Annotated in this window: 14 protein-coding genes; 13 read left to right on the forward strand and 1 reads right to left on the reverse strand. The window is 54.1% G+C overall.

Going from position 1 to position 17,717, the window contains the following annotated elements; all coding sequences use genetic code 11:
• Positions 1-30: 30 nt before the first annotated feature.
• A complete protein-coding gene (locus OHJ21_RS01990; RefSeq protein ID WP_326112369.1) occupies positions 31-897 on the forward strand; it encodes a PHP domain-containing protein in 867 nt (288 codons plus the stop codon).
• Between the two features lie 164 nt (positions 898-1,061).
• Here the strand turns inward: OHJ21_RS01990 and OHJ21_RS01995 are convergent, their stop codons facing one another.
• Complete coding sequence (locus OHJ21_RS01995) at positions 1,062-2,819, reverse strand: Rqc2 family fibronectin-binding protein (RefSeq protein ID WP_486019238.1); 1,758 nt, start codon at positions 2,817-2,819, stop codon at positions 1,062-1,064.
• A gap of 177 nt (positions 2,820-2,996) precedes the next feature.
• Here OHJ21_RS01995 and OHJ21_RS02000 point away from each other — a divergent pair, with 177 nt between their 5' ends.
• The 12 genes from OHJ21_RS02000 to rsmB all read left to right on the forward strand — a co-directional run bounded on the left by OHJ21_RS02000 (position 2,997) and on the right by rsmB (position 17,603).
• Positions 2,997-5,792 (forward strand): calcium-translocating P-type ATPase, SERCA-type, encoded by a 2,796-nt coding sequence (locus OHJ21_RS02000; protein ID WP_100536095.1) that lies wholly within the window; start codon positions 2,997-2,999, stop codon positions 5,790-5,792.
• A 75-nt stretch (positions 5,793-5,867) separates the two neighbouring features.
• Entirely contained in the window at positions 5,868-6,704 is an 837-nt protein-coding gene (gene dapF, locus OHJ21_RS02005) for a diaminopimelate epimerase (protein ID WP_100539298.1), read from the forward strand.
• 182 nt (positions 6,705-6,886) lie between these two features.
• Positions 6,887-8,758, forward strand: a complete 1,872-nt coding sequence (locus OHJ21_RS02010; protein WP_100536096.1) for a bifunctional homocysteine S-methyltransferase/methylenetetrahydrofolate reductase — start codon at positions 6,887-6,889, stop codon at positions 8,756-8,758.
• Positions 8,759-8,796: 38 nt separating this feature from the next.
• Entirely contained in the window at positions 8,797-9,684 is an 888-nt protein-coding gene (locus OHJ21_RS02015) for a YicC/YloC family endoribonuclease (protein WP_486019239.1), read from the forward strand.
• A gap of 53 nt (positions 9,685-9,737) precedes the next feature.
• The gene (remA, locus tag OHJ21_RS02020) at positions 9,738-9,998 is read left to right on the forward strand and encodes an extracellular matrix/biofilm regulator RemA (protein WP_006209218.1); all 261 of its coding nucleotides are present in this window, start codon (positions 9,738-9,740) and stop codon (positions 9,996-9,998) included.
• A gap of 13 nt (positions 9,999-10,011) precedes the next feature.
• On the forward strand, positions 10,012-10,584 hold the full coding sequence (gene gmk, locus OHJ21_RS02025) for a guanylate kinase (RefSeq protein WP_326112364.1): 573 nt from the start codon (positions 10,012-10,014) through the stop codon (positions 10,582-10,584).
• 57 nt (positions 10,585-10,641) lie between these two features.
• Positions 10,642-10,842 (forward strand): DNA-directed RNA polymerase subunit omega, encoded by a 201-nt coding sequence (gene rpoZ / locus OHJ21_RS02030; RefSeq protein WP_100536098.1) that lies wholly within the window; start codon positions 10,642-10,644, stop codon positions 10,840-10,842.
• A gap of 124 nt (positions 10,843-10,966) precedes the next feature.
• Positions 10,967-12,220 (forward strand): bifunctional phosphopantothenoylcysteine decarboxylase/phosphopantothenate--cysteine ligase CoaBC, encoded by a 1,254-nt coding sequence (gene coaBC, locus OHJ21_RS02035; protein WP_326112362.1) that lies wholly within the window; start codon positions 10,967-10,969, stop codon positions 12,218-12,220.
• Positions 12,220-14,748: a primosomal protein N' gene (priA, locus tag OHJ21_RS02040; RefSeq protein ID WP_486019240.1), complete on the forward strand. Its 2,529-nt coding sequence runs from the start codon at positions 12,220-12,222 to the stop codon at positions 14,746-14,748. Before coaBC ends, priA begins: the two co-directional genes overlap by 1 nt.
• Before the next feature lie 43 nt (positions 14,749-14,791).
• On the forward strand, positions 14,792-15,286 hold the full coding sequence (def, locus tag OHJ21_RS02045; protein ID WP_100536101.1) for a peptide deformylase: 495 nt from the start codon (positions 14,792-14,794) through the stop codon (positions 15,284-15,286).
• Entirely contained in the window at positions 15,283-16,224 is a 942-nt protein-coding gene (fmt, locus tag OHJ21_RS02050; RefSeq protein ID WP_486019241.1) for a methionyl-tRNA formyltransferase, read from the forward strand. Before def ends, fmt begins: the two co-directional genes overlap by 4 nt.
• Complete coding sequence (rsmB, locus tag OHJ21_RS02055; RefSeq protein ID WP_486019242.1) at positions 16,221-17,603, forward strand: 16S rRNA (cytosine(967)-C(5))-methyltransferase RsmB; 1,383 nt, start codon at positions 16,221-16,223, stop codon at positions 17,601-17,603. Before fmt ends, rsmB begins: the two co-directional genes overlap by 4 nt.
• The last annotated feature ends 114 nt before the right edge of the window (positions 17,604-17,717 follow it).

Consider the following 17,717-nt stretch of genomic DNA (forward strand, 5'->3'; position numbering starts at 1 on the left):
CGCACTTACAACGAAAGGGGATTGAATATCATGGATAAATCGATGGAGCGGACGGGCTGCGACCTGCATTCCCACACCCAGGCTTCGGACGGGATGAATACACCTTCGGAGAACGTGCAGCTTGCTTTCGAGCGGGGACTTGGGGCTCTAGCTATAACGGATCATGACACCGTAGCCGGTGTCGAGGAGGCGCTGCAAGCCGGAGAACGCCTGAACATGGTCGTGGTCCCTGGCGTAGAAATTAGTACCATGGCAGGCGGGACGGATATTCACGTTCTGGGTTATTACATGGATTACCGGGATCCCGTATTTCTGGAGCGGCTGGCAGAGCTGCGTCGAACGAGGGAGAAGCGCAATGAAAAGATCATGGCCAAGCTCCGTGAGCTGGGCATCGAGCTGACGATGGAAGAAGTGATCGGAGGCTTGGGACGGCCGCTGGAACCCGATGAGAGCATCGGACGCCCGCATATTGCGGATGCGCTGGTCCTTAAGGGTCATGCCCTCGATCTAAGGGATGCCTTCGACCGTTATCTCGCACAGGGCGCAGCTGCTTATGTGCCGCAGCCGCGGATTCATCCCAAGGAGGCCTGCGAATGGATACGTGAAGCCGGGGGCGTGCCGGTGCTTGCACACCCTGGACTCTACGACGATGATGCGTTGGTGAGAGCTATCATTGAAGAGGCTGCTTTCAAAGGGATTGAAGTCTATCATTCGGACCATGGGGCAGCGGAGGAGAAACGCTACTTGGCGATGGCCGAAGAATACGGTTTGATCGTGACCGCCGGATCGGATTACCATGGCGAGAGGCAGGGCCAGGTATTCCATGGGGATATCGGCAGCCGTCAGGTATCCATCGAGGTATTGAACCAGCTTCAACAGGTGCGGGCAAGGAGCTAAGATCGACATGATTTCGAGCGGATTAAGTTGGTGCTGCTAACGCGGATTCGTATTGGTGAATCCCGGCATGACAGTAAGAAATAACGGGTATCCCGGCTGGTCATACGACCTTTTGGGTACCCGTTATTGGTTAAGCCAACGATATATCCAGTTCTTTGTTCATCTTAATTGCGATTGTTTTTTACCGAATTGGGCATCGCTTTGATTCGCTGCTCGTCCGGCGTGACGAACAGCGTTTTCTGATTGTCATAAATGACAAATCCGGGCTTGGCTCCATTCGGCTTGCGTACATGGCGAATGAGCGTGTAGTCAACGGGCACGCTGCTGGATTCTTTGGCTTGACTGTAATAAGCAGCCAGCTGTGCCGCTTCCTGCAGCGTTGCATCCCCGTACTCGCTGCTTCGGATGACCACGTGGGATCCCGGGATATCCTTGGTGTGCAGCCACGTATCGTTTGAGGAAGCGAGACGGTTGGTTACGTACTCGTTTTGAAGATTATTTTTGCCTACATAAAGCTCGATGCCTTCGGATGAAGTATAGACGTGGAGCGTCGGCTTGTCGGTTTTCTTCTTTTTCTTCGTTTTACGATTGCGGTCTCTCAAGTATCCCTGCTGGATCAGCTCGTCCCGGATTTCATCGATGTCGCTCAAGGAAGCATGCGACAGCTGCTGCAGCAGATTCTCGATATAGTTGATCTCTTCGCGGGTTTTGATTAACTGTTCGTCAATGACCGCGAGGCTGTTCTTGTACTTGTTATATTTTTTAAAATAGCGCTGCGCATTGTCCGACGGAGTCAGGAGCGGATCCAGCGGGATGGTGACGGTCGCCTGCTCTTCATCATAAAAGTTAACCAGCTTGGCTTCACGGTCGCCCTTCTGAATCTGGTGGAGCGAGGCGAAGAGAAGCTCGCCAAAGATCCGATACCGGTCGGCATCCCCGGCTTCTTCCAAGTCCTTGTTTAAATTATCCAGCTTCTTGATGTTCTTCGTCCGTTCATTCTGCAGGAATCGGAGGAGGTCGCTGACCTTCTGTTTAACTGTATCCCGCTGAGCTTTATCTCCGTAATAATCCTCCATGCATCGACTGACCGATTCGTAGGTTGTAGTCTCGTCCACCAGCAATGTCAGCGGAATGACGGAGAACACCGACTTCCCCTTGGCATTGACGCCTGTAACCGGCGTATATTGATGGTTGCGGACTTGTTCCATGATCTCATCGAATGCGCTCCACAGGCTGCCGCAATCTTTTTCCCCTTCAAGCCCGCCTGGACTGCTTCCCCCTGCGCGCTGGGCAATTTCCTGGGCCGCGAGCGGACTAAGGCCGCTGAATGCGCCGACCAGCCATGGAACGGCCTGCTCCTCGTTCATCAGACAAGATTCCCGGAAGGCTTCCTGCCCGGTTTCGAGCGGATTGAGCTTGTGCTGCTCCGGCGGATTCGTATAAGAGAATCCCGGCATGACCACTCGATAACTGCTGATGGCAGGCGTCACATGGTTGATGCCATCCAGTATGGTGCCGCTTGAGGGATCGAGCAGAATGATGTTGCTGTGTCTGCCCATCAGCTCCACGATGATTTTTTTGGAGGAAATATCGCCGAGTTCGTCACGCTGCCGGATCGTAAGATGAATAATCCGTTCCATGCCCACCTGCTGGATGTCCTCGATAATGCCGCTCTCGCAATGCTTGCGCAGAATCATGCAAAACATGGGGGCTTCGGCCGGATTCAGAAAGGTCTCCTGCGTCAGATGCACCCTGGGATACGTGGGGTTTGCGGATAGCAGCAGCTTGGCGTTACCTTGCTGGGTGCGTATATGAAATACGATGTCCCGATCGTTCGGTTGATATATTTTATTGATCCGTGCGCCCCGGCATGATTGAAGCTCATGCACGATCGCACGCGTGACAATGCCGTCTAATGCCATCCTTCATTCTCCTATCTGTCTGTTACCCTTCCTATCGTACTTCTCTATGATGCCATATTTCCCTCAAAAACTTAAGGCCCCTTCTGTGATAATTCAGGACCTGTCCGAATACATTTACGTAGAAAGGGTGGAAAAGCTGTCATCCGCCGGAGCAAACAACCGGGAGGGAAAGGAAGCATGGAACAAAAGCAATGGCACCAAATGGATACGGATGAATTGCAGCAAGTGCTGCATATGCATCCGGAGCAGGGCCTCACGGAAGAGGAAGCCGGGGAGAGACGAAAAAACAGTGGCTATAATGAGCTCTCCGAGGGCGTTAAAATTTCTCCATTTGTTCTGTTCTTGAATCAATTTAAGGATTTCATGGTGTTGGTGCTCCTTGGCGCCACCCTGGTATCCGGTCTGCTGGGCGAGTATTTGGATGCCGTCACGATTGTAGCTATCATCCTGATCAACGGGATCCTTGGTTTCGTCCAGGAATTCAGGGCGGAACGGTCGCTTCGGGCTTTGAAGCAGCTGTCTGCGCCGACGTCCAGGGTCATCCGGGACGGTAAAGTGGTACAGGTTGCGGCTAGGGAACTTGTCCCTGGCGATGTCGTGCTCGTGGAGAGCGGAGACCGCATTCCGGCCGATGTTCGCTGGCTCGAGATCAACAGCTGCAGTGTCGAGGAATCGGCCTTGACCGGCGAGTCCCTGCCGGTGAACAAACATGCCGAGCCGATTCACGATGCGGATGTTCCGCTGGGCGACCGCAAGAACATCGGCTTTATGGGCACGATGGTGGCCCGGGGTACGGGAAAAGGCGTTGTCATCCGAACCGGAATGGATACGGAGATGGGCAAAATCGCCGATTTGATCCAGAACACGGAGTCACAGGAGACGCCGCTGCAGCATCGCTTGGAACAGCTGGGCAAAATTCTGATTGCCGTTTCGCTGGGGCTTACGATTCTGGTCGTCGTAGCAGGCATTCTGCATGGACAGCCTGCCGCAGGCATGTTCCTTGCAGGAGTCAGCCTGGCGGTTGCGGCCATCCCAGAGGGGCTCCCAGCCATCGTTACGATTGCCCTCGCCCTCGGCGTGCAGCGCATGATCAAGCGCAAAGCGATCGTGCGCAAGCTGCCATCCGTGGAGACCCTGGGCTGCGCATCCGTGATCTGTTCGGATAAAACGGGGACGCTCACGCAGAATAAAATGACCGTAACCCAGGTTTGGCTGGGAGGACGCTCGCTGGAAGTGACCGGGCATGGGTATGACCCGACGGGTCAAATTCTTCACAGAGGCAAGCCGGTGGAGCTGAGATCCGATCAGGGGCTTCGCCGACTGCTGCAAATCAGCGGGCTGTGCAACAATGCGGAGATTTATGAGAACGTGCAGGAGGAAGCCCGGAACAAGCGCAAGGGCAAGGAAGAGCCGGCAGCTGCTGCTTGGGAGTTAAAAGGGGACCCGACAGAAGGAGCACTGCTGACGCTATCGTCCAAAATGGGATTGACAAAGGGAAGCCTGAACACCATCTATCAGAGAGACAAAGAGTTTCCGTTTGATTCGGAGCGAAAGCTGATGTCCGTTATCGTCAGCCATCAGGGCGGGCGCTTGCTCTGCACGAAGGGCGCGCCGGACGTCCTGCTGGATGCATGCACTTATATTTTGTGGGACGGAAACGTTGTGCCGCTTACCGCCACGCTCCGCCAGAAGGTGCTGACCGCCAATGAAGGCATGGCTTCCGATGCGCTGCGCGTGCTTGGTTTGGCATATCGGGATCTGCGTTCCTATGACAAGCCGGAAACGGAGAAAGAGGCCGAGAGCCAGCTTATCTTTGTGGGACTTGCCGGAATGATCGATCCGCCGCGCCGTGAAGTGCGCGATGCGATTGCGACATGCCGCCGCGCGGGCATCAAGACTGTCATGATCACGGGCGACCATCGGACAACGGCAGAAGCGATTGCGGCCCAGCTCGGCATCCTGCCAAGGAACGGCCTGTCGCTATCGGGACAGGAGTTATCCCGGATGGATGACAAGGAGCTGGATGCGAGGGTGGATCAGACCTTCGTTTATGCCCGCGTATCTCCCGAGCATAAGCTCCGCATCGTGAAGTCGCTTCAACGTAAGGGGCATGTGGTTGCCATGACGGGGGACGGTGTGAACGATGCTCCGGCCATCAAAGCCGCGGATATCGGGATTGCCATGGGCATTACCGGTACGGACGTAACGAAGGAAGCGTCATCGCTGGTGCTCAGTGACGATAATTTCTCCACGATTGTTTCGGCGATTGAGGAGGGGCGCAGCATCTATGAAAATATTCGCAAGTTTATCCGTTATCTGCTGGCTTCCAATGTCGGCGAAATTCTGACGATGTTTTTCGCGATGATGATGGGTCTGCCGCTTCCGCTCGTTCCGATCCAGATTCTGTGGGTGAACCTTGTTACCGACGGGCTGCCGGCGATGGCGCTCGGGGTGGATCAGCCGGAGAAGGATCTGATGGAGCACAAGCCCCGCGGAGCCAAGGAAAATATTTTTGCCAGACGTCTTGGCTGGAAAATCATCAGCCGCGGCATCTTGATCGGCCTGTGTACACTCGGCGCATTTTGGATTACGCTGCGCATCGCACCGAATGATGCGGGCCAGTTGGCTAAAGCGCAGTCCGTTGCCTTTGCTACCCTCGTCATGGCCCAGCTGATCCATGTGTTTGACTGCCGCAGCTCGCGTTCAATTTTCCACCGCAATCCGCTTCAGAACAAAGCGTTGGTTCTGGCTGTGCTGTCCTCGGTATTGCTGATGCTTGGCGTCATGTACATCGAGGCGTTCCAGCCGATCTTCAAGACGGTTCCGCTTGGCTTGAAGGAGTGGGCACTGACACTCGTGGCAGCCGGCATCCCTACCTTCCTGATGGGGGCTGGAAGCGTGTGGGGCGGCAGACGTAACCGCAACCGGAACCGCCGCAGCATGATGACGAAGAGTGCAAATATTTCGGCATAAATTGAATGGATAGCCCATCACCTCTGCGATATGCTAAGCACGAGCATAGCAATTGCAGAGGAGATGGGTTTTATGATGGAATTTACGAAAATGCATGGACTTGGCAACGACTTCGTTGTTGTATACGGCGAGCAAGAACTTCCATCCAATGCATCCGAACGGGCCGTGAAGCTGTGCAATCGCTTTTTCGGCATCGGTGCAGACGGACTTGTATATATTTTGCCTTCCACGAAGGCTGACTTCATGATGCGCATAATGAATTCAGACGGTTCCGAAGCGGAGCAGTGCGGCAATGCCATTCGTTGTGTCGCGAAATATGTGTATGATCACGGCCATATTGACCGAGAGGAGATTACCATAGAAACGATCGGCGCCGGAGTACAGCAAGTACGCCTTACGGTGCAGGAAGGTCAAGTAAGCAGTGTGCGGGTAGACATGGGTGAACCGGTCCTGAATGGATTGAGCGTGCCCACGACAATCGATCTCCATCCGGTAGTGAATCATCCCATTGAAGCGGACGGCAAGGAGTTCCGTTTCACTGCGGTGTCCATGGGCAATCCGCACTGCGTCATTTATGTGGACGATGCAATTAACTTCGACCTTGGTGTATGGGGACCCAAGCTGGAGGTGCATCCGCTGTTCCCGAGAAAGATTAATGTGGAGTTTGCGACGGTGAATTCACGGAGTCAAGTGGACATGCGGGTATGGGAGCGCGGTGCAGGACCGACATTGGCCTGCGGGACCGGCGCTTGCGCAACATTGGTATCCTCGGTGCTGAACGGATTGACAGACCGCAGCGCGACGATCTCTCTTAAAGGCGGGGACTTATTCATCGAGTGGGATGAGTCCGACAATCATGTATACATGACAGGGCCGGCCGAAGTCGTGTACGCAGGGACGCTTGCCTTGTAGAGCCTTCGCCAGCCGCGACAATCCCCGCCCGCAAAAGCAAAAAACAGTATGATCTAAAGTTTGTCCTGTAGGGGTGGACACATTAGGGAGGCCTTCGGAAGGCCTCCCTTTTGTCTCTTTATCTTTTGAGAGGTTTTATGATACATTAGTTGAAAATAAACGTCGGGTGGAGGAGAAACGCGATGAAACCGAATCTTCGGCAGGCATGGGAGAATCAGGTACTGGTCGGTGACGGCGCGATGGGTACTTATTTATATCAAAAAGGATTTCCTGTAGGCATTTCTTATGAAGAACTGAATTTAACCTCCCCGGAGGTCATCGGGAACGTTCATCGCCAGTATGTTGAGGCGGGTGCCCAGGTCATAGAGACGAACACGTTCTCTGCCAATTATGACAAGCTGTCCAAATACGGTTTGGAGGCGAAGGTAGGGGAGATTAACCGTGCAGGCGTGAGAATTGCGCGTGAAGCTGCCGGTGATCATGGATATGTAGTGGGTGCGGTAGGCTCCATTCGCGCGGGCAAAAGAAGCAACATCTCCACGAGCGAGCTCAAGCGTTATTTCGAAGAGCAGCTGTCGGTACTCATATCGGAAGGCGTTGACGGCATTCTGCTCGAAACGTTCTATGACGTGGATGAAATTCAATTGGCTTTGGCGCAGGCTCGGATGCTAAGCGACCTGCCGGTGATCTGCCAGTTTGCGGTAGAGGATATTGCCCGCACGCTGGACGGCTTCACGATGCCGGATGCATACCGCATACTGAGTCAAGAAGGGGCGGACGTGATCGGCTTTAACTGCCGGACAGGTCCAAACGGCATTATGCGTGCGCTGGAGACTCTGAACGGCATGATGAATCTTCCGGCTTCGGTCTACCCTAATGCGGGGATCGCCGATTATGTGGACGGGGAATACCGGTATGGTGCGAGTCCCGAGTATTTCGGCAGGACAGCCCTGGAGTTTGCGGATCGCGGCGCCCGGATTGTCGGCGGCTGCTGCGGAACGACGCCGGAGCATATCGCTGAAATTTCATCGGCGTTGTCCGGTTATGTACCTGCGCCGCTTCCCATCGTCGAGGAGGCTGAGGTCAACCGGATCGTGATTCACGAGACGGCCCAGGAGCAGTTTTACGAGCGCAGCGGGGAGCCGACGATTGTTGATATCGTGAAGGAGCGGCATACGGTGATCGTGGAACTGGACCCACCAAGGGATTTGGATATCACCAAGTTCATGAAGGGCGCGGAAGCTTTGAAAAAAGCAGGAGCCGACGCCTTGACCCTTGCGGATAACTCGCTGGCCGTAACCCGTATGAGCAACATGGCCCTTGGACATCTGGTACAAGCACGCACGGGACTGCGGCCGCTGATTCACATCGCTTGCCGTGACCGAAACCTGATCGGTACGCAGTCGCACATGATGGGCTTTGATGCGCTCGGCATCGACCATGTGCTTGCGGTGACGGGTGATCCGGCACGCTTCGGGGATTTGCCGGATTCCAGCTCGGTGTACGACATGACCTCATTTGAAATCATCCGCATGATTAAACAGCTGAACGAGGGCATTGCTTTTTCCGGAAAGCCGCTGAAGCAAAAGGCCAAATTCGTTGTCGGTGCAGCGTTCAATCCCAATGTAAGGCATCTGGACAAGGCGGTTGCCCGCTTGGAGAAGAAGATTGCTTCCGGTGCGGATTATGTGATGACGCAGCCCGTGTACGATCCCGAGTTAATGGTTAGGCTGAGGGAAGCGACGGCACATCTGGATATTCCGATCTTTATCGGCATCATGCCGCTGGCAAGCGGACGGAACGCAGAGTATCTGCATAACGAGGTGCCTGGCATTCAACTGTCGGACGAAGTCCGCAGCCGCATGGCCGGGCTTGAAGGCGAAGCGGGCCGGGCGATGGGCGTTAAGATCGGCAAGGAGCTGCTGGATGTTGCAACAGCGCATTTTAACGGCATATATTTGATGACGCCGTTTATGTTCTATGAAATGAGCGTACAATTAATGGAGTATGTCTGGGAGAAATCGGGCCGCCGATTGACCCCCTTGTTTCATTAATAATTATCAATTACAATAGTGTAATGGATGTGATTCCGATGTCATTGAGCATGACCGGATATGGGCAATCCGTTGTCGATTTTCAAGGTTACAGTATCTCTTTCGAAGTGAAGTCAGTCAATCATCGGTATTGTGAAATCGTCTTTCGTATGCCCCGTGAATGGGCTCTCTTCGAGGATTCACTTCGACGGATGGTACAGAGCCGAATCGGACGCGGACGGATTGATGTTTATATTAACAAGGAAAACAACGGCGAGTCCCAGGGTGCCGTGCTGAACCACGCCATGGTTCAGGCGTATTTACAGGCAGCCGAGGATTTGAAGTCATATGGAATCAAGGGAGATCTGGCGGTGCGGGATATTTTGTCGCTGCCAGATGTTCTTGTTAGTCCGAGCGGACTTCCCATGGATGAAGCGCAGCAGAAGTTATGGAATGATGCGCTTCTTCAAGGTCTTGAACAAGCGCTGGAGGGTCTGATCCAGATGCGCAGCAGGGAAGGCTCTTTTCTCGTGAAGGATATCGGGCAGAGGCTTGACCGATTGATGCTGCTTCACCGAGAGATGACCGAACTTGCTCCGGCAGTTCAGGAAGAGTACCGGAAGCGTCTGCGGCAGCGCATAGAATCTCTTGATGACGGATCGCTTGCTGTTGATGAACATATATTCGGAATGGAAGTCGCGCTGTTTGCTGAACGTTCCAATGTGGACGAGGAGTTGATTCGACTTCACAGCCATTTGGAGCAATGCAGAGAGCTGCTTCATCAGAAGAGCCCTGTAGGCCGTAAACTGGATTTTCTGATTCAAGAAATGAACAGAGAAGTCAATACGATTGGATCGAAAGCCAATCATCTGACTCTGGTAAACCGTGTTGTCGAAATGAAAGCGGAACTGGAGAAGATTCGTGAACAAGCCGCTAATGTGGAATGACCGCAGCTTCATCGGCAAGTAAGAGTCAAATGTATAGGGGGAGCAACCGCACTATGGCAATCAAACTTATTAATATTGGCTTCGGAAACATCGTATCGGCCAATCGGATCATCTCAATCGTGAGTCCTGAATCGGCTCCGATCAAGAGGATCATTCAAGAAGCACGGGACCGTCATATGCTGATTGATGCTACATATGGCCGAAGGACACGGGCTGTTATTATTACGGATAGCGACCACGTGATTTTATCGGCTGTGCAGCCAGAAACGGTGGCTCACCGTCTGTCCAGCAAAGATGACGACAACGACGAATAAGATGAGGAGTACTATGTCTAGAGGATTATTGATTGTATTGTCCGGTCCTTCCGGGGTGGGAAAAGGAACCGTCTGTACGGCGCTTCGCAGCCGGGTTCCGGAGCTGGTGTATTCGGTGTCGGCTACGACGCGTTCGCCGCGGCTCGGTGAGGTAAATGGTGTGAACTATTTTTTCAAAAGTCGGGAACAATTCATGGATATGATTGAGAACGACCAGCTTCTCGAATATGCGGAATACGTCGGGAACTATTATGGAACCCCGCGTGATTTTGTGGAAGAAACTTTAGCCTCCGGCAAGGATATTATACTGGAGATCGAAGTGCAGGGTGCACTGAAGGTCAAGGAGAAGTTTCCGGAAGGTATCTTTGTGTTTCTGATGCCGCCGTCTCTGGATGAGCTGAAAGATCGGATCCAGGGCCGGGGAACAGAGAGTCAAGCGACCATCGACCACCGCATGTCCGTAGCGGTTGACGAAATCAATTTGCTGCAGCATTATGATTATGCGGTAGTGAACGATGAAATCAATCTCGCTTGTGAGAGAATACAATCTATCATTATTGCCGAACATTGTAAGGTGAGAAAGTAACCTGTCTATTCATAGACGGTGTTAACTTTCAAGTAAAAGAAGAAGAGGTGCTTCGCCATGTTATATCCATCCATTGATGAAATGATGAATAAGGTAGACAGTAAATATTCTCTTGTGGTTGCGGCTTCCCGCCGTGCACGCCAGTTGCGTGAAGGCGGAGTCAGCGAGTTGAAGAATCCGAAATCCCATAAGTTTGTCGGTGTCGCTCTGGAAGAAATCTATGGCGACTACGTGAAAATCGAGAAGGGACAGGACTAAGACTTTTTCTTCAATATTTGAATAACATGCGTTAGCGCGCGAAAATGTGACAACCGAAAGGTTGTTATTTTTTTGAGAAGATATGAGAATGTAGCCTTTATACAATGGAAAGCGGGGGATTGTCATGTTGAACGGAAAAGTCATTGTGCTTGGCGTTACAGGTGGCATTGCCGCGTATAAAGCAGCGACTTTATGCAGCAGGCTTGTCCAGAGGGGGGCGGATGTGCATGTCATTATGACGGAATCCGCGAAGCAATTCATTCCGGAATTAACGCTTCAAACGCTGACCAAAAACCCGGTTTATAGCGATACCTTTGATGAACGGGACCCATCGGTCGTCTCGCATATCCACTTGGCCGATCTGGCCGATTTGGTGTTGATCGCTCCGGCCACAGCCAATGTCATCGGCAAGATGGCACATGGCCTGGCGGATGACATGCTGACCACGACGCTGCTAGCGACCACGGCACCTGTCATGATCTCGCCGGCAATGAACGTGCATATGTACACGCATCCGGCCGTCATGGCGAATATGGAGACGCTGGTCTCCCGCGGGGTGTCCATGATTGAACCTGGGGAGGGGCTTCTCGCTTGCGGATACGTCGGAAAGGGACGGATGGAAGAGCCTGATACGATTGTTGATGTGGTTGAACGGTTTTTCCGAGAACGTGCAGTACAGCCTGTGGCGTTGAATGAAGAAATAGCGAGCAGCACCACAGGCATATTGCATGGTAAAAAGGTAGTTGTCACGGCCGGCGGCACGATCGAACGCATTGATCCGGTCCGGTATATAACGAATGATTCTTCCGGAAAAATGGGATTTGCGATCGCGAAAGCGGCCAAGCAGCTGGGAGCGGATGTTCACCTGATTGCCGCTCATACCGATGAAGCTCCACCAGAGGGAATCCGGACGGAAAAGGTGGAATCGGCCCAAGATATGTACGAAGCGGTGCTGCGCGTGTTCGATCATAGCGATATCGTGGTCAAAGCGGCGGCGGTTGCCGATTATCGCCCTGCGGAGGTAGCGACATCAAAGATCAAAAAGCGCGGGGAGACCATGACGCTGGATCTTGTCAAGACAACGGACATTCTGGAGAGTCTGGGACGCCAAAAAACCTCCCAGTTCTTAATCGGATTTGCGGCTGAAACCGATACGGTGGAGCAGTTCGCCAGGGAAAAGTTGAAACGTAAAAATTGCGATTTGATCGTTGCTAACGATGTTACACAGGAAGGAGCGGGCTTCCGCACGGATACGAACAGCGTTCATATTTTTGATGCAGAAGGACTGGTCCTCCAGCTCCCAGTGATGTCCAAGGAGGAAGTGGCCCAGAGGCTGTTAACGCTGGCGGCTGATCGGTTGTCCGGGAGGTCATCCTGATGGAAATGGCCCGCGTGATTGTGGACGTGCCGTCCAAGGATACGGACCGACCTTTTGATTATTTGATTCCCGAGGAACTCCGGCCCTGGGTTGAGGTAGGCAGCCGGGTCGGCGTGCCGTTTGGGCACCGTACGCTCCAAGGGTTCGTGGTCTCTTTGCATCCAAGGCCCGAGATGGATACGGCCAAAATGAAGCCGATTCAGGAAGTGCTCGATGTGATGCCGCCTCTTTCGCCTGAACTGATTGAGCTTGGAGAATGGATGAAGGAGCGTTATGCATGCCGTTATATATCGGTCTTGCAATCGATGCTGCCAACGGCGCTGAAGGGGAAAGCCGAGCGATATATTTCCCTTAGCGAGCCAGACGCAGGTCTGACGGAGGAAAGCGACGGATTATTTGCGCTGCTGCCGGAAAGCGAGTCGGAGCAGGAAATGATCCGGTTTGTCAGTCAGAGAGGCGAGGTTTCGCTCCAGCAGTTAACCCGAGCATTTCCGGATGGAGTTGCTACCATTAAAGCGCTGATCGGCCGAGGACGGCTGAGTGAGTTTCAGCAAATCAAGGATAAACTGCAGAAAAAAACGATGAAAGCGGTAGAGCTTGCCGTATCGAGCGAGGAAGCGCAACAGGCGCTGGCTTCATTTCCTGCCAAGGCCCAGCGTCAGAAGGAAGTGCTCCAATATATATTGGAGATGGAAGCATTTCTGCCGATATCGCAGAAGGATCTGCTGCAGACGCTGGGCGTCACCGCAGGCACCGTAAAGGCGCTGGCTGACAAAGGGCTGATTACCCTTGAGGATATCGAAGTGTTCCGGGATCCGTATCGAGGGCGGCATTTTACGCCCAGCACCCCATTGGCGCTCACACCGGAGCAGCAAGCGGTGTACCGCAGTATCGTGCACAAGCTGGATGAACGCAAGCATGGCGTGTTTCTCCTGCACGGGGTAACCGGCAGCGGCAAGACCGAAATCTACTTGCAGACCATTCAGCGCTGTCTCGAACAGGAGCGTCAAGCGATTGTCCTGGTACCTGAGATATCGCTGACACCGCAAATGGTGGAGAGGTTCAAAGCCCGTTTTGGCGACCGTGTAGCTGTCATGCACAGCCGGCTCTCGGATGGGGAGCGTTATGATGAATGGCGGAAAATAAGAGAAGGCCGGGCGTCCGTTGTCGTGGGTGCGCGATCGGCGGTATTTGCGCCGTTTGACCGTCTGGGCCTGATCATTATGGATGAAGAGCACGAAGGCTCTTATAAGCAGGAAGAGACGCCGAAGTACCATGCCAGGGATGTTGCGATTCACCGTGCCCGGCTGACCGGTGCAGCCGTCATTCTGGGTTCGGCAACCCCTTCGCTGGAGAGCTACCATGCGGCGAGATCGCAAGCTCAGGATGATTTTGCGCCTCATCTGCTGGAGATGCCGAGCCGTGCGCTGGGCAACAAGCTGCCGGAGGTCCAGGTCGTGGATATGCGGGAGGAGCTCCGTGAAGGAAATCGATCCATGTTCAGCCGCTCCTTGCATGCCGCGATTTCGACAAGGCTGGAACGCGGTGAACAGACGGTGCTGCTGTTGAATCGGCGGGGTTACTCCACGTTTGTCATGTGCCGGAGCTGCGGATATGTGGCAGGCTGTCCGGAATGCGACATTTCGCTAACCTATCATCAGAAATCGAATAATTTGCGATGCCATTATTGCGGTTATGCCGCACAAGCGCCGGAGGTTTGCCCGGATTGCGGAAGCGAGCATATACGTTATTTCGGTACGGGGACGCAGCGTGTCGAGGAAGAATTGGCCAAGCTGTTTCCCGGCATTCGCGTCATTCGGATGGACGTCGATACGACGACCGAGAAGGGCTCCCATGAGAAGCTGCTGAAGCAGTTTCGGGATAAAAAGGGGGACGTGCTGCTAGGCACCCAGATGGTCGCCAAAGGCCTGGATTTCCCCGATGTCACCTTGGTCGGTGTCATTACGGCCGATTCGGCCTTGAACCTGCCCGATTTCCGGGCGGCCGAGAAGACGTTTCAGCTGCTCACTCAGGTTGCCGGAAGAGCAGGCCGCCATCAGCTGCCGGGTGAAGTGGTTATCCAATCCTATACGCCCGAGCATTATTCGATTATCCATGCAAGCAGCCATGATTATTTATCCTTCGTTAAAGACGAGCTGAAGCACCGCAAAGCGCTCCATTATCCGCCGTATTGCAGGCTGATCCTGGTGACGCTGTCGCATGAACAGCTGCCGCTGCTGGTAAGAATGGCGGAGAATTTCGCCGCGACGATCAAAAGCGAATCCGACCGCCGGGGATGGTTTGGAAGCCTGGACCGATTCGACGCCAGCGCGCTCGATATATTGGGTCCGGTAGCTTCTCCCATTCCACGGTTGAAAAATAGATACAGATTTCAATGTATGATAAAATGGCGGGGAACGATGGATGCTGTCTCGCTGGTGCGTTCGGTTGCCGAGAAGCTTCAGGATTCGGCGCGGGACAGCAAGCTCCAGATCAGTATTGACGTTGATCCGCAAATGTTAATGTAATACAGCATACAATGATGAAAAGCACAAGGATGGTGTCATAGACATGGCGATTCGAATTATCGTTAAAGAACCGGATGAGGTTCTTCATAAAAAGGCAAAGGAAGTTACCAAAATTACGCCGAACGTTCAAAAGCTCCTGGACGATATGGCCGACACTATGTACGATGCGGAAGGCGTCGGATTGGCTGCGCCGCAGGTCGGCATTTTGAAGCGTCTGATCGTAATCGATGCCGGTGACGAGCATGGCTTGATCAAGATGATCAATCCGGAGATCGTGGAGAGCGAAGGCGAGCAATTCGGGCCGGAGGGCTGCCTGAGCATTCCGGGATGGAACGGGGATGTGCGCCGTGCGGAGAAAGTGACGGTTAAGGGGCTTGACCGCGAAGGCAAAGAGCTTGTCATTACGGGTACCGGGCTGCTTGCGAGAGCGTTTCAACATGAAATCGATCATCTGAACGGGGTGCTGTTTACGGAAATCGCTGACCGGGTGTATGAGTATGTTCCGGAACAGCCGAGAAAAGAGCTGGAGAATCGATGAATATCGTATTTATGGGCACCCCGGCCTTTGCAGTACCCAGCCTGGAAATGTTGATTGCCGAAGGTTATTCCATAGCTGCCGTTGTTACTCAGCCTGACCGTCCGCAAGGGCGTAAAAAAGTGCTGACTCCAACGCCGGTTAAGGAAGCCGCTCTTCGTCACGGCATCCCTGTTCTGCAGCCGCAGCGCCTGCGGAATCCGGAAGCCGTGGCCGAACTGGCCGAATATAAGCCTGACTTGATTGTCACGGCCGCCTACGGCCAAATCCTGCCGAAATCCGTGCTGGATATGCCAGCGCTTGGCTGCCTGAACGTCCACGGCTCGCTGCTCCCCGCTTACCGGGGAGGAGCGCCGATTCAGCGGAGCATCATCAACGGAGAGTCCGTCACAGGCATCACGCTGATGTATATGGCGGAGGGACTCGACACCGGGGACATGATCGCCCGCACCGAGGTCCCTATCGAAGACAACGATACGGCCGGAACCATGTTCGAGAAGCTGAGCCAAGCCGGCGCCGAGCTGCTTCGGCGGGAGCTGCCGCGGCTCGTGAAGGGCAAGGTGGAGGCCGAGCCTCAGGATGATTCGAAGGCAACGTATGCTCCGAATTTGACCCGGGATGACGAGAGAATCGACTGGAGCCGAACTTCCCGCGAAATCTACGATCAGATTCGCGGCCTGGTTCCTTATTCCGGCGGATTCACGCTGTGGAACGGCGAAGTGTTTAAAGTATGGGCAGCAGCTAAGCCGGACAGCGCCCAGAAGCCAGCTGGCGATGCGCAACCCGGGACCGTGCTTGAGCTGCAGGAGAAAGGGATCGTCGTGAAAACAGGAGACGGCGCGCTGACGCTGCTTACGGTTCAGCCCAGCGGCAAGAAGGCAATGGATGCAGCGCAATTCGTGCGCGGGACGAGCCTGACGGCCGGGACGGTGCTGACGTGAGCGGAAACCGCAGCCCGAAGGGGCGATTGGACTCCCCGCGGGAGCTGGCGATGAATGTATTGACACAGGTTGAGCAGGAGGGAGCGTACAGCAATCTCCTGCTCAACACGGCCCTGCAGAAGTCCTCGCTTGCGAAGAGCGACGCGGGACTTGCCACGGAGCTGATCTATGGCACGATCTCGCGGCTGAACACGCTTGATTATTTTTTGGACAAGTTTGTCAAAAAAGGGGTACAGAAGCTTCAGCCGTGGGTAAGGGCGCTGCTTCGCATCAGTCTGTATCAGGTCGTATATCTGGATCGGATTCCGGATCACGCGGTTGTCAGCGAGGCCGTTAATCTGGCGAAGCGCCGCGGGCATCAAGGGATTTCCGGTATGGTGAACGGGGTGCTTCGGAATATTTTGCGCCAGAAGGAAAGCTTGGCGATTCCGGAGAATATGCCGACTGCTCAGCGCATTTCTCTGCTGCACTCCCATCCGCAGTGGCTGGTGGAGCGCTGGATATCCCAGTACGGGATCGAGACGACAGAAGCGATCTGTGCCGCAAACAATGAACCGCCGGCAGTCAGCGTCAGGGTGAATACCACGATGATCAGCCGTGAGGACATGCTGACATTAATGAGCAGCCACGGCCTCGATGCCACCCCTTCGTCGCTCAGCCCCTATGGGATTGTCGTAAAAGGAGCGGGCAATATGGCCTTGACCGAATGGTACCGGGACGGAATGATTTCGATCCAGGATGAAAGCTCCATGCTGGTCGCCGAGGCTGTTAAGCCCGAGCCGGGGATGCGGGTGCTGGATTGCTGCGCGGCCCCGGGCGGGAAAAGTGCCCACATGGGCGAGCTGATGAAGGATGAAGGCAGCATTGTCGCTAACGACATTCATGCGCATAAAGGCAAGCTGATCTCGGATCAGGCCAGCCGTTTGGGACTGGACAGCATTTCGATCGTGACCGGGGACGCGCTGGATTTGGTTGACCGCTTCGAGCCTGCGTCTTTTGACCGAATTTTGCTGGATGCTCCCTGCTCGGGCCTTGGCGTCATCCGCCGCAAGCCCGATCTGAAGTGGGGCAAGTCACAGGAGGACATTCATGAAATTGCGGCGCTGCAGCTAAGGCTGCTGGAGTCGGTCTCTACCTTGCTTCGTCCCGGAGGACTCTTGGTATACAGCACGTGTACGATTGAACCGCTGGAGAATGAAGGCGTTGTATCTGCTTTTCTGGAAGGCCATTCCGAGTTTGAAATCGCGGAAGATGGTCTTGGCGCCTTAAGCCGGCTGGAAAAGAAATCGCTTCTGCAAGGAGGCGGGATTCAAATTCTGCCCCAGCACTATCATAGTGACGGTTTTTACATTGCAAGACTCGGCAGACGCCCCTCATAAGGGCGCTGCCGCCATGACTATAGTCGTATCCCGCCAATGCCGGCGGGTTTTCCTCTTTTACCGTCTCTTTTATTTATGTTAGAATAGGAAGAATGAAAAAAGAGATGCATATGA

Origin of the sequence: Virgibacillus sp. LDC1 (assembly GCF_025792345.1) — a bacterium.
GTDB classification, from domain to species: domain Bacteria; phylum Bacillota; class Bacilli; order Paenibacillales; family Paenibacillaceae; genus Paenibacillus_AQ; species Paenibacillus_AQ lautus.